The sequence below is a fragment of the Clostridium bowmanii genome, from assembly GCF_018861315.1.
Lineage (GTDB): Bacteria > Bacillota > Clostridia > Clostridiales > Clostridiaceae > Clostridium_AD > Clostridium_AD bowmanii.
Window position 1 is genome coordinate 63,289 of record NZ_JAHLDL010000004.1, and the last position, 15,591, is coordinate 78,879.

Annotated in this window: 13 protein-coding genes and 2 riboswitches; of the genes, 12 read left to right on the forward strand and 1 reads right to left on the reverse strand. The window is 32.1% G+C overall.

Annotated elements, in window-relative coordinates:
• Positions 1–9 precede the first annotated feature (9 nt).
• From KPL51_RS03805 to KPL51_RS03840, 8 genes are all read left to right on the forward strand, one after another.
• Positions 10–1,020, forward strand: coding sequence for an electron transfer flavoprotein subunit alpha/FixB family protein (locus KPL51_RS03805; protein WP_216157597.1), 1,011 nt, complete (start codon positions 10–12; stop codon positions 1,018–1,020).
• 121 nt (positions 1,021–1,141) lie between these two features.
• On the forward strand, positions 1,142–1,990 hold the full coding sequence (locus KPL51_RS03810) for a 3-hydroxybutyryl-CoA dehydrogenase (protein ID WP_216157600.1): 849 nt from the start codon (positions 1,142–1,144) through the stop codon (positions 1,988–1,990).
• A 362-nt stretch (positions 1,991–2,352) separates the two neighbouring features.
• Positions 2,353–3,519 (forward strand): iron-containing alcohol dehydrogenase, encoded by a 1,167-nt coding sequence (locus KPL51_RS03815; protein WP_216157603.1) that lies wholly within the window; start codon positions 2,353–2,355, stop codon positions 3,517–3,519.
• Positions 3,520–3,700: 181 nt separating this feature from the next.
• Positions 3,701–3,803: riboswitch (glycine riboswitch) on the forward strand.
• Positions 3,804–4,036: 233 nt separating this feature from the next.
• Positions 4,037–4,909: a sulfide/dihydroorotate dehydrogenase-like FAD/NAD-binding protein gene (locus tag KPL51_RS03820; RefSeq protein ID WP_216157606.1), complete on the forward strand. Its 873-nt coding sequence runs from the start codon at positions 4,037–4,039 to the stop codon at positions 4,907–4,909.
• Entirely contained in the window at positions 4,909–6,291 is a 1,383-nt protein-coding gene (gene gltA, locus KPL51_RS03825) for an NADPH-dependent glutamate synthase (protein WP_216157610.1), read from the forward strand. Before KPL51_RS03820 ends, gltA begins: the two co-directional genes overlap by 1 nt.
• 279 nt (positions 6,292–6,570) lie before the next feature.
• Positions 6,571–6,984 (forward strand): C-GCAxxG-C-C family (seleno)protein, encoded by a 414-nt coding sequence (locus tag KPL51_RS03830; protein ID WP_216157613.1) that lies wholly within the window; start codon positions 6,571–6,573, stop codon positions 6,982–6,984.
• 19 nt (positions 6,985–7,003) lie between these two features.
• Positions 7,004–7,885 carry a DNA-3-methyladenine glycosylase family protein gene (locus tag KPL51_RS03835; protein ID WP_216157616.1) on the forward strand — a complete coding sequence of 294 codons (882 nt, stop codon included), beginning with the start codon at positions 7,004–7,006 and terminating at the stop codon, positions 7,883–7,885.
• A gap of 86 nt (positions 7,886–7,971) precedes the next feature.
• Positions 7,972–8,685, forward strand: a complete 714-nt coding sequence (locus KPL51_RS03840) for a TVP38/TMEM64 family protein (RefSeq protein ID WP_224853705.1) — start codon at positions 7,972–7,974, stop codon at positions 8,683–8,685.
• A gap of 37 nt (positions 8,686–8,722) precedes the next feature.
• Here the strand turns inward: KPL51_RS03840 and KPL51_RS03845 are convergent, their stop codons facing one another.
• Positions 8,723–9,376, reverse strand: a complete 654-nt coding sequence (locus KPL51_RS03845; RefSeq protein WP_216157622.1) for a TIGR01906 family membrane protein — start codon at positions 9,374–9,376, stop codon at positions 8,723–8,725.
• Between the two features lie 333 nt (positions 9,377–9,709).
• Here KPL51_RS03845 and KPL51_RS03850 point away from each other — a divergent pair, with 333 nt between their 5' ends.
• The 4 genes from KPL51_RS03850 (at position 9,710) to guaA (ending at position 15,320) form a co-directional block, all read left to right on the forward strand.
• Positions 9,710–9,997, forward strand: a complete 288-nt coding sequence (locus KPL51_RS03850) for a co-chaperone GroES (protein WP_216157624.1) — start codon at positions 9,710–9,712, stop codon at positions 9,995–9,997.
• A 75-nt stretch (positions 9,998–10,072) separates the two neighbouring features.
• Positions 10,073–11,698 carry a chaperonin GroEL gene (gene groL, locus KPL51_RS03855; protein WP_216157627.1) on the forward strand — a complete coding sequence of 542 codons (1,626 nt, stop codon included), beginning with the start codon at positions 10,073–10,075 and terminating at the stop codon, positions 11,696–11,698.
• Between the two features lie 174 nt (positions 11,699–11,872).
• Positions 11,873–11,970, forward strand: a riboswitch (purine riboswitch).
• Between the two features lie 207 nt (positions 11,971–12,177).
• Positions 12,178–13,632 carry an IMP dehydrogenase gene (guaB, locus tag KPL51_RS03860; protein ID WP_216157630.1) on the forward strand — a complete coding sequence of 485 codons (1,455 nt, stop codon included), beginning with the start codon at positions 12,178–12,180 and terminating at the stop codon, positions 13,630–13,632.
• A gap of 158 nt (positions 13,633–13,790) precedes the next feature.
• A complete protein-coding gene (guaA, locus tag KPL51_RS03865) occupies positions 13,791–15,320 on the forward strand; it encodes a glutamine-hydrolyzing GMP synthase (protein ID WP_216157925.1) in 1,530 nt (509 codons plus the stop codon).
• Positions 15,321–15,591: the final 271 nt, after the last annotated feature.

The following is a 15,591-nucleotide window of genomic DNA, read 5'->3' on the forward strand; positions in this document are numbered from 1 at the left end:
GATCGAGCAATGAATATAGAAGATTATAAAGGAGTCTGGGTCTTTGCTGAGCAAAGAGACGGAGAACTTCAAAAGGTATCACTTGAAATATTAGGTAAAGGCCGTGAAATAGCGGATAAATTAGGAGAAGAATTAACAGCTGTAGTACTTGGAGACAAAACAGATGCTATGGTAAAAGAATTAGTAGCTTATGGCGCTGATAAAGTAATTGTTGCTGAAAGTCCACTACTCCGTCACTTTTCAACTGATGCTTATGCAAAAGTTATTTGTGAACTAGCAGCGGAGAGAAAACCAGAAATAATATTTATTGGAGCAAGTTATCTAGGAAGAGACTTAGGGCCAAGAGTATCTGCAAGACTTGCAACAGGACTTACAGCTGATTGTACTTCACTAGATGTAGATACTGAAACTAAAAACTTACTTATGACAAGACCAGCATTTGGAGGAAACTTAATGGCTACTATAGTTTGTGGAGAGCATAGACCACAAATGGCTACTATTAGACCAGGAGTTTTTGAAAAATTAGCTAGAGATAAAAACAGAACTTGCAAAATTGAGAAAATCAATGTAAACCTAAAAGAATCAGATATCAGAACTAAGACTTTAGAAGTTGTAAAACTTACTAAAGATATAGCAGATATAGGAGAAGCTAATATCATAGTATCTGGTGGACGTGGAGTTGGATGCGTAGAAAACTTCACACTACTTGAAACTCTTGCAACTAGCCTTGGTGGAGTTGTTGGTGGATCTAGAGCTTCAGTTGAAAATGGTTGGGTAGATAAAAACCTTCAAGTAGGACAAACAGGAAAAACAGTTAGACCTACTGTGTACATAGCTTGCGGTATTTCAGGCGCAATTCAGCATTTAGCTGGAATGCAAGATTCTGATTTTATAATAGCTATAAACAAAGATGCAACAGCACCTATCATGAAAGTCGCAGATATAGCAATAGCTGGAGATTTAATGAAGGTTATACCAGAAATGGTAGCTCAACTAAATGCATTAAATGAGGAAAAATAATTCTTAAATAGTTTGAATTAAAGTGAACTTGCTCTAATGCTAAAATTTAGTATTAGAGTAAGTTTTAAAAAAAGTAATTGTTTTATTTTCAAATAAAATAAAATTCGAGGAGCGTGTTATTATGGAAAAGATTTTTGTGCTTGGAGCTGGAACTATGGGAGCAGGTATTGTTCAAACATTTGCAGCTAAGGGATACGAAGTAATAATGAGAGATATTAAAGATGAATTTGTAGATAGAGGACTTGCAACAATTAAAAAGAACTTAGAAAGATTAGTAAAAAAAGAAAAAATGACTGAAGCACAAATGGAAGAAATACTTTCAAGAGTTACAGGAACTACTGATATGAATTTAGCAGCAGACTGTGATTTAGTAGTGGAAGCAGCTGTAGAAATTATGAAAATAAAGAAAGAAATTTTTGCAGAACTTGATACAATCTGTAAACCAGAAACTATTTTATCATCAAATACATCTTCACTTTCTATAACAGAAGTAGCAGCAGCTACAAATAGACCTGATAAAGTTATAGGAATGCATTTCTTTAATCCAGCTCCAATGATGAAACTTGTAGAAATCATTAAAGGAATGGCTACATCCACTGAAACTTTCGATGCAGTTAAAGAAGTAGCAATATCTATTGGAAAAGATCCTGTAGAAGTTGCAGAAGCACCAGGATTTGTTGTAAATAGAATATTAATACCAATGGTAAATGAGGCAGTAGGAATACTTGCTGAAGGTATTGCATCTGCAGAAGATATAGATAAAGCAATGATGCTTGGAGCTAATCATCCAATGGGACCACTAGCACTAGGAGACCTTATAGGACTTGACGTATGTCTTGCTATAATGGATGTTTTATACACAGAAACTGGAGACTCTAAATACAGAGCTCATAGCCTTTTAAGAAAATATGTTAGAGGCGGACTATTAGGAAGAAAAACTAAAAAAGGATTCTTTGTTTATACAAGATAGAATCTTCTTTTGAGTAATGAATTTAGAGAGTATTATAACTTATAGAGAGTTATAATGCTCTCTAAACTTTAATTATATATAATATAAAGTGCTTGCTAGTGTTATAATAATAGTAAAAATTTGGAGTTACTACAATAATATTTGGATTAATACTAGAAATGCTATTGTTTTTTACGCATTAGTAATAGTTAGTCCATGCTAAATTAATATTTCATAGTTTTATTGCTAAGTAATACATTTGAATTGTTAATGTTATATCAGTAACAATGAAGTAGCAAAATAACAAAGAAAGTATAATTGTTGTTAAGAATATAAGTTCAGAAACAGATAGTACGGGTTTAAATACGAGGGAGGAAAATATAATGAATAGATTTACACTACCAAGAGATATTTATTTTGGAGATAACTCACTAGAGGTGCTAAAAACCATAAAAGGTAAAAAAGCAGTAATAGTCACTGGTGGAAGCTCTATGAAAAAGTTTGGATTTTTAGATAAAGTTGAAGCTTATTTAAAAGAGGCAGGAATTGAAGTTAAGCATATTACTGGTGTAGAACCAGATCCATCAGTAGAAACAGTTATGAAGGGCGCAGAAGTAATGAGTGAATTTAAGCCAGACTGGATCGTATCCATTGGTGGGGGTTCACCAATAGATGCTGCAAAGGCAATGTGGATTTTCTATGAATATCCAGAATTTACTTTTGAGAAGGCGATTATACCTTTTGGTATTCCAGATTTAAGACAAAAGGCTAAATTTATAGCTATACCATCAACTAGTGGAACAGCAACAGAAGTTACAGCATTTTCAGTAATTACTGACTATAAAGCAAAAATAAAATATCCTTTAGCAGATTTTAATTTAACACCAGATATAGCTATAATTGATCCATCACTTGCTCAAACAATGCCACCAAAATTAGTAGCACATACAGGTATGGATGCATTAACTCATGCACTTGAGGCTTATGTTGCGGGACTTCATTCATATTTCTCAGATCCTCTTGCAATGCAAGCTATTACTATGATTAAAGAGAATTTAGTAAAATCATTTAATGGAGATGTTGAGGCAAGAAATGAGATGCATATGGCTCAATGCCTTGCTGGAATGGCATTTTCAAATGCATTACTAGGGATATCTCATAGTATGGCGCATAAAATAGGTGGTGTATTCCACGTTGCACATGGACTCGCAAATGCAATACTTCTTCCACATGTTATAGATTTTAATAAAAAATCTTGTGGAGATAGATATGCAACAATTGCTAGAACATTAAAACTAGCTGGTAATACGGATGATGAATTAATAAATTCATTAACTGATATGATTAAAGATTTAAATAAGACTTTAAATATACCAGTATCTTTTTCTGAGAATGGTATGACTAAAGAAGAGTTTGATGCTAATTTAGATTTTATAGCTGAAAATGCTTTAAAAGATGCATGTACAGGATCTAACCCGAGACCAATAAATTTAGATGAGATGAAAAAAATACTAAAATGTTCGTTTAATGGTGAAAAAGTTACCTTTTAAAAATAACAAAAGATATGTTTATATTGACTATACTTGTAAAAAGATTTAAAATATAAGTATAATTTAATATAAATGGATGAAAATTGTTGGAGATATCCCGTGCATTTTGGGATAACCGAAGAAGAAATGAGTAAATTTTGCTAAGAAATACTCGGAAGCTTTCAGGTTGAATACAATAATTGGACATGTCCCTGGAGAGATCCATTTAATATGGGCATCGAAGAAGAAACTCAAAGGTTGTTAGATTTGAGGAAACTTTCAGATAACAGGACAGGTAGTGAATAGCATTGGTATTTCTATGCTCTTTACCGCCTGTCTATTTAATTTAGACCTCTAGTAAAGATGCCTTGAAATCGTTATACTAATAAAGATGTTGTAAAAGATTTATGATAAGTCATAGACTTTTACTCTTTGTGGTAAAATGAAGTTATAATGAGCATTATATATATTACAATAATTGTTTTTAATGTACTTAATATAAACACACAAAATCACAGATGAACATGGAGGATGAAAAATGTATAAAATTATTGAAAAAAGAGCATTAGCACCTCAAATATTTTTAATGGACATTGAGGCACCAAGAGTAGCTAAATCAGCAAAACCAGGTCAGTTTGTAATTATTAAAATGGATGAAAAAGGTGAAAGAATTCCTTTAACAATCTCTGACTTCGATACTAAAAGAGGTACAGTTACTATAGTAGTTCAAACAATAGGCTGTTCAACAAAAGAAATGGAAAACTACGAAGTTGGTGATTCATTCTTAGATTTTGTAGGACCCCTTGGACAAGCATCAGAACTTATGAGTGAAAGTATTGAAGATCTAAAGAAAAAGAAAATAATGTTTATAGCAGGTGGACTTGGAACAGCTCCAGTTTATCCTCAAGTTAAATGGCTTAACGCGCAAGGTGTAAAGGCTGACGTAATAATAGGCGCAAAGGCTAAAGAATATGTGATTATGGAAGAAGAAATGAAGAGTGTAGCAGGAACAGTTTATCCATGTACTGATGATGGTTCTTATGGATATAAGGGACTTGTTACAAATAAATTAAAAGAATTAGTTCAAAATGAAGGCAAGAAATATGATCTAGTTATTGCTATTGGACCTATGATAATGATGAAATTCGTTTGTAAATTAACTGAAGAACTTGGAATAACAACTATTGTAAGTATGAATCCTATTATGGTAGATGGTACAGGAATGTGTGGAGCTTGCAGACTTACTGTGGATGGTGAAACTAAGTTTGCTTGTGTAGATGGACCAGAATTTGATGGTCACAAGGTTAATTTCGAAGAAGCAATGAGAAGACAAACAATGTACAAATCACAAGAAAGTTTGAAAGATGAAGGCATTAAACCAGGATGCGGTTTAGTAGGAGGTATTAAATAATGGATAGAATGAAGAGAATTCCAATAGCAGAACAAGATCCAAAGATAAGAGCTACTAATTTTGAAGAAGTATGTTTAGGATATACAGAGGATGAGGCAGTTGAAGAAGCTACAAGATGCTTAAACTGTAAAAATCCACAGTGTGTTACAAAATGCCCAGTAGCAATAGATATTCCAGGGTTCATTCAACATGTTAAAAATAGAGAGTTTGAAGAGGCAGTTAAAGTAATAGCAAAATATAGTGCATTGCCAGCTGTTTGTGGAAGAGTCTGTCCACAAGAGACCCAATGTGAAAGTAAATGTATATTAGGAATAAAGGGAGATGCCATAGCTATTGGTAAGCTTGAAAGATTTGTAGGCGATTATTCAAGAGTACATAATGTTGATATTTCAGAGACAAAACCTAAAACAGGCATTAAGATTGCTGTTATAGGAAGTGGCCCAGCTGGACTTACTTGCGCAGGAGAACTCGCTAAAGATGGATATGATGTAACTATTTTCGAAGCACTTCATGAAGCCGGCGGAGTTTTGGTATATGGAATTCCAGAATTTAGATTACCAAAGGATACAGTTGTTAAACATGAAGTTGAAAATGTAAAGAAATTAGGAGTTAAAATAGAAACAAATGTTATTGTGGGAAGAACTGTAACAATAAATCAGTTGATGGAAGAAGAAGATTTTGTTGCTGTATTTATTGGATCAGGTGCAGGACTTCCAATGTTCATGGGAATACCAGGAGAAAATTTAAATGGAGTATTCTCTGCTAATGAATATTTAACTAGAAATAATTTAATGAAAGCATATAAAGAGGGCTATAACACCCCTATTAGAACAGGTAACAAGGTTGCTGTTGTAGGTGGAGGTAACGTTGCTATGGACTCTGTACGTACAGCAGTAAGATTAGGAGCAGAGGGCCATATAGTATACAGAAGATCAGAATCAGAGCTTCCTGCAAGAGCTGAAGAAGTGCATCATGCAAAAGAGGAAGGAGTTATAATGGATTTACTTGTGAATCCAGTTGAGATCCTAGGAGACGAAAAAGGAAATGTTATAGGTATGAAGTGCATAAGAATGGAACTTGGTGAACCAGATGCAACAGGCAGAAGAAGACCTATTGCTATTAAGGGTTCAGAATTTATAATGGATTTAGATACAGTTATAATGTCTCTTGGAACATCACCGAATCCATTAATAGCTTCAACCACAGAGGGATTAGAAATTAATAAATGGAAGTGTATAGTTGCAGAAGATGAAACAGGCTTAACTTCCAAACAAAATGTGTATGCCGGTGGAGATGCTGTTTCAGGAGCTGCTACGGTTATATTGGCTATGGAAGCAGGCAAGAAAGCGGCTTATGCTATAAATGAAATGTTAACAAAATAATAATAAGATAAATATTGAATTTTAAGTCTATGGGAATAAATAAATGTTAAATATAAACAGCTCCTTAAATGAAAGTTTAAGGAGCTGTTTATATCTAAAGGGTGATTAAATTGTGAATTGTGTTGTGAATTGTGGGGACAGTTAATTACTATATGACATTTAGGCCATAAAAAAATAAAAGTTATTAACTGTCTCCGAAAAAAAATAAAAAACATAAAAAGTTCACATTTAAGGGTTAATAATTTGATATAATAAAGGTAAACAATAGGGGGGATATACATGTTAATGGATAAAATAAATAAATATTATACTGCAGAATATAATTTAAGCTGTTCTGAAGTGATGATTTATGCTGCTAGTGAAGAATATAATATGAATTTAAAAAGTGAAACCTTTAAAGCCATGGCATCTTTTGGTGGCGGAATGGGCATTGAGAGCATATGTGGGGCAATAACAGGTTCCCTTTCAGTTATAGGTATATTATTCACTAAGGAAAAAGCTCATGAAGGAGACAGAGTTAAAAAGCTATGTCAAGAATTCTTCAGAAAATTTGAAGCAAAGTTAGGTACAAATAATTGTGCAAAACTTAAAGAAAAATATAAGAAACCAGATATTGGTTGTAGGATTATGATTGAAACTGCTGCAGAAATATTAGATGAAATTGTTATAAGAGAATTAAAAGTTAATAATTGATATAAAGAAAGGAAATATTATGGATTACAAAAGTATTGAATCATTTGATAAGGGCATCATTATAAAAGATGTAGAGAACTTTGAATTAGACCATATATTTGAATGTGGTCAATGCTTTAGATGGAACAGAGAATCTAATGGTAATTACATTGGGGTAGCCTATGGTAAGGTAATAGAATTGAAAAAAAAGGATAAGGATGTAAAGATATACAATATAAACGAGGAAGAATTTAATTCCATTTGGTGTGATTATTTTGACCTTAAAAGAGATTACTCTGCTATCAAAGAAGAATTTATGAAAGATCCTCTTCTTAAGAAATCTGTTGATTTTGGATATGGTATTAGACTACTTCAACAGGAACCATTTGAACTTACTATGTCATTTATAATTTCTTCAAATAATAGAATACCAATGATAAAAAGGGCCATAAACAATTTGAGCAAAAAATGGGGAAAAGAAATAGAATATAGAGGTGAAACCTATTATACATTTCCAACAGTATCCGATTTAGAGGGAGCTTCTTTAGAGGATATTCAGAGTTGTAGTCTAGGATTTAGATCTAAATATGTAAAAGACACGGTGCATAGGGTATATACTGGCGAAGTGAATTTGGAATCTATCAAATCCCAGGAAGATGATATTTGTCATGAAGAATTAAAAAAACTTAATGGTATTGGTCCAAAGGTTTCAGATTGTATAATGTTATTTTCTATGCAAAAATATTCTGCATTCCCAGTGGATGTATGGGTTAAAAGGGCAATGCAATTTTTTTATTTAGCACCAGATGTTTCATTACCTAAGATAAGAGTTTTTGCTAGAGATAAATTTGAAAACACTGCTGGATTTGCACAACAGTACTTATTTTATTATGCCAGAGAGAATAATATAAAAATAGAATAAATTATTGAAAACTAAGCAAAATAACATAGAATATATAAACTTATGGATAAATGTTTAATGATATACGAATGAAGAGGATGAAAAATATGAATAAAATATGGAATGCTATTAGAATAAAATTATCGGAAAATAAACAATATATAGTACTGTCAGCAGTTTTAATAATATTCATATATATTGGATATGAATATTATTTCAAGTATTCATACATATTGAAAAATCCGAGTGCATTAAAAGAAGTTATTCGTTCTTATGGAAATTTCAGTGTTTTAGTTTTCGTTCTTATGCAGATTATACAAGTAGTTGTTTTTTTTATTCCAGGGGAGTTTATACAAGTAGCAGGAGGATATATTTTTGGTGCTTTTTTAGGTGGTATAATATCTTTGATGGGTATTACATTAGGAAGCATGATAGTATATCTAATTTCTAATAGCTACGGTAAGCCTTTTGTAGAAAAAATCATACTAAATAAAAAAGTGAAACTATTTAAAAAGGTATTAAAAGAAGGAAGCAAAAAAAACGTAGTATTCATGTTTTTTTTGATCCCTGGAATACCAAAGGATGCAATAACATATATTTGTGGAGTGTCGGATATTTCTTTTAAAGATTTTTTTGTATATTCAACCTTAGGTAGAATTCCTGGGATTTTTATTTCCTCTTTTTTTGGGCAAAAAATATTTTCATGGGATGTTACAAGTTTAATTACAATAGGAATAATCATGAGTATATTATCCATAATAGGTATATTTAAAGGTAATACTATAATCAAGGCTACCATAAAAAAGAAAAAAACTTATTGAAAAAATCAATAAGGCCATTTCTTTTAGACGAATATTATTAGTAGTTTAGTTTTTTATATTGTGACTTGTATATACATCTTAATAATATGCTGATTATAATAATGCAAAATATTATTAGTAACGCACAATGAAAGAAGAAATTTTGTGGAAGGATTGTTATTATTGGGTCAGTGTTAATATCAAATAGCCAGTAATCATTGTTGAAGAAGATATGATGAAAGGCGGTAAAGCTTTTATCAAAATTTATGACAAATGGTATAAGTAACATTATTGGTAATATTATTAGAACTACAGAACTAGTTAATAAGTATTTTATTTTTTTGTGCTTCTTATTCACAAGTATTCCTATGATGCTTACTAGTATTGAAAATAATAGCATTACTTTAAGTTTATCAAATATTACTTTTACCTCTTTAAAATGAGTTTTACCATTATCAGATGAGGCTAGTGTTGGAAGGTTAAATTCTTCTTGTTTATTTTGCGTTAAATATGTAATAAGGTAGTTATAATTAGACTTTAGTTCATATTTGCTTAAACTTGAGGATTCTTCGATGTTTAAAACTTCAATATCCATATAGTAAAGCGGCTTAAAAATTAAAGTGAAATTTACTGTTAATGATATAAAACAAAAAGTAAAACACAAAATAAAAAACGTTTTTAATAAAAATTTTAAAAAAGTTTTGATATTCACAAAATCACCTCTATATATTAATTTTAACAAAAAATTAAACTATATTCAATGATTTAAATAGTATTCTATTAAAAATAGAAATCATCTTAAAGCTTATAAAAATTGTAAAAAATTACAAAAAACAGAAAAACCAAGCAAACATAAGATAAACTATAAAAATCAGCGAAAATAGAAGCTAATTTGGTACAATGACTATAAATGGTATAATATATAAGGTAGGCGAAGTTGATATTATACCCATTATTAATTAGTATATAAGTTATAGAACATATTAGCACTCAGATGTGTTGAGTGCTAACAATAGAAATAAAAATATAAAAGGAGGGGTTTAAAATGAACATTAGACCACTTAGTGATAGAGTATTAATTAAAAGGTTAGAAGCAGAAGAAACTACAAAGAGTGGAATACTTCTTGCAGGAGCTTCAAAAGAAAAACCACAAGAGGCTGAGGTAATTGCAGTAGGACCAGGAAAAGTTGAAGATGGAATACAAAGAAAAATGGAAGTTAAAGTAGGAGATATAATACTATTCTCTAAATATTCAGGAAGTGAAATAAAATATGATGGTGTTGAGTATATCATATTAAAAGAAGAGGAACTATTAGCTATAATTGAAAAATAATTTTAAATAAACGTAAAAACAATTAAATATAACTTTAAAGTTATATTTAATTATTGGCGTATAGGAGGGTTTTAAATGGCTAAAAATATATTATTTGGAGAAGAAGCAAGAAGAGCTATGCAAAGAGGTGTAGATAAGCTTGCAGATACCGTTAAAATTACATTAGGACCAAAGGGAAGAAATGTTATTTTAGATAAGAAATTTGGATCACCACTTATAACAAATGATGGTGTTACTATAGCTAGAGAAATAGAACTTGAAGATCCCTACGAAAATATGGGAGCACAACTTGTTAAAGAAGTTGCTACAAAGACAAATGATGTAGCAGGAGATGGAACAACTACAGCTACACTTCTTGCTCAAGCTATAATAAGAGAAGGACTTAAAAATGTTACAGCTGGAGCTAATCCAATGCTAATAAGAACTGGTATAAAAATGGCTGTAGATAAAGCAGTTGAAGAAATTAAAAAAGCATCTAAACCAGTTAATGGTAAGGAAGATATAGCAAGAATTGCTGCTATTTCAGCTAGTGATGAAGTAATTGGAACATTAATAGCCGATGCAATGGAAAAAGTAGGTAATGAAGGTGTTATAACTGTAGAAGAATCAAAATCTATGGGAACTGAACTAGATGTTGTTGAAGGAATGCAGTTTGATAGAGGATATTTAAGTGCATATATGGTTACTGATGCAGAAAAAATGGAAGCAAATCTTGATGAGCCATATATTTTAATAACAGATAAGAAAATTACTAACATACAAGATATACTTCCAATACTTGAGCAAATTGTTCAACAAGGTAAAAAATTATTGATAGTTGCTGAGGATATTGAAGGCGAAGCTTTAAGTACACTTGTTGTTAATAAATTAAGAGGAACATTTACTTGCGTAGCTGTTAAAGCTCCAGGTTTTGGTGATAGAAGAAAAGAAATGCTTCAGGATATAGCAACACTAACTGGTGGAGAAGTTATATGTGAAGAATTAGGAAAAGAGCTTAAAGATGTTACTGTTGAAATGCTTGGAAAAGCTGAAAGTGTTAAAATTACTAAAGAAAACACTACAATAGTAAACGGAAAAGGTGATAAGACAGCTATACATGATAGAGTTTCTCAAATTAAAAAACAAATTGAAGATACTACTTCAGATTTTGATAGAGAAAAATTACAAGAAAGACTTGCAAAACTTGCAGGAGGAGTAGCTGTAATAAAAGTTGGAGCTGCTACTGAAACTGAATTAAAAGAAAAGAAATTGAGAATAGAAGATGCTCTTGCGGCTACAAAAGCAGCAGTTGAAGAGGGAATTCTTCCTGGTGGTGGAACAGTTTATATTAATGCCATTGTAGAAATTGCAAAATTAACATCAGATACACCAGATGTTCAAGTTGGTATTAACATAATTAAAAGAGCACTAGAAGAACCATTAAGACAAATAGCTACAAATGCTGGAGCAGAAGCTTCAGTTATAATAGAAAAAGTAAGAGCAAGCGCAGGGGAAGTTGGATACGATGCATTGCGTGGAGAAATGGTAAATATGATAAAAGCAGGAATTGTTGATCCAACAAAAGTTGTAAGATCAGCACTTCAAAATGCAGCATCAGTTGCAGCAACATTCTTAACCACAGAAGTTGCAGTAGCAGATATTCCAGAAAAGAATTCAGCACCAATGGGCGCACCAGGAATGGGAATGGATGGAATGTACTAAAAAAATTGAATGTTAATTATTTAAATAAAATATTCAATTTAAAAAAATAACTAGGGCCTAGTCCTAGTTATTTTTTTATATTCGATTTATATGTTTGAAATTTTAATATTTTGGTGAATTAGTAAGAATTATTCATTGACAAATCTTTAAACATTAACTATCATTATACTAACTTTAAAAAACAATATCGCAACTCATATATCCCTTGAATATGGCAAGGAGTATCTACGGTCAGCCACAAATTGACCACTATGGGTAATTTTAGTGTGAACTTATTTTAGGCATGCTAATTTTACTTTAGCCAAAGTAGGATTAGTATGCCCTTTTATATTTTCTCGCTTTTTTTAAAATTCAGTATATATAAATATTTTTATGCTAATTATAAAACAATAAGGCACACTTAAATAAACAACATGTCAGTAGGTTAGTTTATTTGTTTTTATTTATCTAAATTATAACTGTGAAAGGGCGTTGATGAAATGGCAAAGATAATAAAGCAAGCTTATACATTTGATGATGTATTGCTAGTTCCAAATAAGTCAGAAATATTACCTAGGGATGTTAGTTTAGTTACTAATCTTACAAAAACGATAAAACTTAATATACCTCTAATGAGTGCAGCTATGGATACTGTTACCGAGTCTAGAATGGCGATTGCTATGGCTAGAGAAGGTGGAATAGGTATTATACATAAGAACATGAGCATTGAAAACCAAGCTATTGAAGTGGACAGAGTTAAGAGACAAGAAAATGGTGTAATTACAGATCCGTTTTTTCTGTCACCTGATAATATTCTAGAAGATGCTTTAGCACTAATGAAAAAATATAGGATATCAGGAGTTCCAATTACTACGCATGGTAAATTAGTTGGAATAATTACTAACAGAGATATAGTTTTTGAAACTGATTATAGTAAGAAAATAAAAGACATAATGACAAGTGAAAACTTAATTACAGCGCCAGAAGGAACAAGCATGCAAGAGGCTAAGGAACTTCTAAAAAAACATAAAATAGAGAAGTTACCTTTAGTAGATAGTGAAAATTATTTAAGAGGACTTATTACTATAAAAGATATAGAGAAAACCATAAAATTTCCTGATGCTGCAAAAGACTCTAGAGGAAGATTATTGTGTGGTGCAACTGTTGGTGTAACTGCAGATGTTATGGATAGAGTAGCAGCGCTTGTAAAAGCTGGAGTAGATGTAATAACAATAGATACAGCTCATGGACATTCTTTTGGAGTATTAGACGCAGTACGAAGAATTAAATCTGCTTACCCAGAACTTCAAATAATTGCAGGAAACATTGCAACAGCGCAGGCAACCAAAGATTTAATTGAAGCAGGGGCAGACTGTGTAAAGGTAGGAATAGGTCCTGGATCAATTTGTACTACAAGAATTGTAGCAGGGGTAGGAGTTCCACAGCTTACAGCAGTAATGGACTGTGTGGAAATGGGGAATAAATACGGAATACCTGTAATCGCAGATGGTGGTATAAAGTACTCAGGAGACATAGTTAAGGCACTGGCCGCAGGAGCTAAAGTAGTAATGATGGGCTCTATGTTTGCAGGATGTGAGGAAGCACCAGGTGAGATGGAAATATATCAAGGAAGAAGCTATAAGGTATATAGAGGTATGGGTTCACTAAGTGCTATGGCTTCAGGTAGTAAGGATAGATACTTCCAAGAAGGAAACAAAAAATTAGTTCCAGAAGGTGTAGAAGGAAGATTACCTTTTAAGGGAAGTGTTATAGACACTATATATCAGCTAATAGGTGGTATACGTTCAGGAATGGGTTATTTAGGTTCAGCAACACTTGGTCAACTGTTTGAGACTTCAACATTTGTTGTACAAAGTTCAGCAGGACTCAGAGAAAGCCATCCACATGATGTATCAATTACAAAAGAAGCACCAAATTATAGTGTGAACAGCTAGGATAGATGAGAACAGCTAGGATAGATGAGAACAGCTAGGATAGATGAGAACAGCTAGGATAGATGAGAACAGCTAGGATAGATGAGAACAGCTAGAATAGATGAGAACAGCTAGAATAGATAAGAATAAAGTTTAAATGCACAGGAGGAAAAACATTGATTAATAGAGAATTAGTTTTAGTAGTTGACTTTGGTGGTCAATATAATCAGCTTATTGCAAGAAGAGTTAGAGAAAATAATGTTTATTGCGAGATAATACCATACACATTTTCCGTGGAAAAAATAAAAAAAATGAATCCAAAAGGAATAATATTCACTGGTGGTCCCAATAGTGTTTATGCAAAAGGTGCTCCAAAGGTGGAAAATGAAATATTTGAGATGGGTGTCCCTATTTTAGGGATATGCTATGGTGCTCAATTAATGGCGCAGTCTTTTGGTGGAAAGGTTATAACACCTGATGTTCGTGAGTATGGGAAAATAGAAGTTGACTTAAACAAGGATGCATTGATTTTTAACGGGATAGAAGAAAATCAATGCTGGATGAGCCATACAGACCATATTTCTGTGGCTCCAGAAGGATTTGATATAATTGCAACTACAAAAGATTGTCCAGTAGCTGCTATGGCTAATGTTTCTAAAAAACTCTATGGAGTTCAATTTCACCCAGAAGTGAAACATACACTTTTTGGTGAAGAAATGATTAGAAAATTCCTATATGATGTATGCGAAGTTAAGGGCGATTGGTCAATGTCTTCTTTTGCAGAAGAAAAAATCAAGGCTATACGTGAACTAGTTGGAGACAAAAAAGTACTTTGTGCTCTATCAGGGGGAGTAGATTCTTCCGTGGCTGCAGTACTTGTACATAAAGCTATAGGAGACAATTTAACTTGCGTATTCGTAGATCATGGTTTGCTCAGAAAAGATGAAGGCGACCAAGTTGAAACAATATTCAAAGGCGAATTTAAAATGAATATAATAAGAGTTAATGCTCAGGAAAGATTTTTAGGTAAACTTAAAGGTATAAGTGATCCAGAGCAAAAGAGAAAGATAATTGGAGAAGAGTTTATAAGAGTTTTTGAAGAGGAATCTAATAAACTTGGACAATTAGATTTCCTTGTGCAAGGCACTATATATCCCGATGTAGTTGAAAGTGGTACCACAACTTCTGCTACTATAAAAAGCCATCATAATGTTGGAGGCCTTCCAGAAGATATGCACTTTAAATTAATAGAGCCACTGCGAGAATTATTTAAAGATGAAGTTAGAGCAGTGGGAGAAGAAATTGGAATTCCTCATTATCTAGTGTGGAGACAGCCATTCCCAGGACCAGGCCTTGCTATAAGAGTACTTGGAGAAATAACACCAGAAAAATTATTTATAACTAGCGAAGCAGATGCAATATTTAGAGATGAAGTAGCTAAAGCAGGACTAGAAAGCGAAATATGGCAATACTTTGCATGTCTTCCTAACATTAAATCTGTTGGAGTAATGGGAGATGAACGTACTTATTGTCATACAGTTGCTCTAAGAGCTGTAACTAGCTCAGATGGAATGACTTCAGATTGGGCTAGAATACCATATGAAGTATTAGATAAAGTGTCCAGAAGGATTGTTAATGAAGTTAAGGGAGTAAACAGAATTGTTTATGACGTAACGAGTAAACCACCTTCAACTATTGAGTGGGAATAGGTCAGAATGTTGGTATACCTAGATATATTAAAAAATAAGTAGATAATAAGTGGTTATGATGTATGCTATTAATTTAGTATATCATAACCACTTTTTTGATATTTTTCAATAAATAATAAGGGATCTTTATTAAATTTACAAATTATTTTTGCTTTGGACATTATGATGACACAAAGAGCTGTTATTATAAATATATAGCAAGTAGCTATTGATTGATTTTTAATTAGAGTCCCCCTTTAATTAAATATATAAATATGAAACTAGTAATGGA

What these genes read in the sequence shown, in the direction of transcription:
- KPL51_RS03805 (WP_216157597.1), top strand. Translation starts at nt 10, where the DNA reads ATGAATATAGAAGATTATAAAGGAGTCTGGGTCTTTGCTGAGCAAAGA.
- KPL51_RS03840 (WP_224853705.1), top strand. Translation starts at nt 7,972, where the DNA reads ATGAATAAAATATGGAATGCTATTAGAATAAAATTATCGGAAAATAAA.
- KPL51_RS03850 (WP_216157624.1), top strand. Translation starts at nt 9,710, where the DNA reads ATGAACATTAGACCACTTAGTGATAGAGTATTAATTAAAAGGTTAGAA.
- groL (WP_216157627.1), top strand. Translation starts at nt 10,073, where the DNA reads ATGGCTAAAAATATATTATTTGGAGAAGAAGCAAGAAGAGCTATGCAA.
- KPL51_RS03835 (WP_216157616.1), top strand. Translation starts at nt 7,004, where the DNA reads ATGGATTACAAAAGTATTGAATCATTTGATAAGGGCATCATTATAAAA.
- guaB (WP_216157630.1), top strand. Translation starts at nt 12,178, where the DNA reads ATGGCAAAGATAATAAAGCAAGCTTATACATTTGATGATGTATTGCTA.
- KPL51_RS03820 (WP_216157606.1), top strand. Translation starts at nt 4,037, where the DNA reads ATGTATAAAATTATTGAAAAAAGAGCATTAGCACCTCAAATATTTTTA.
- gltA (WP_216157610.1), top strand. Translation starts at nt 4,909, where the DNA reads ATGGATAGAATGAAGAGAATTCCAATAGCAGAACAAGATCCAAAGATA.
- KPL51_RS03810 (WP_216157600.1), top strand. Translation starts at nt 1,142, where the DNA reads ATGGAAAAGATTTTTGTGCTTGGAGCTGGAACTATGGGAGCAGGTATT.
- KPL51_RS03830 (WP_216157613.1), top strand. Translation starts at nt 6,571, where the DNA reads ATGTTAATGGATAAAATAAATAAATATTATACTGCAGAATATAATTTA.
- KPL51_RS03815 (WP_216157603.1), top strand. Translation starts at nt 2,353, where the DNA reads ATGAATAGATTTACACTACCAAGAGATATTTATTTTGGAGATAACTCA.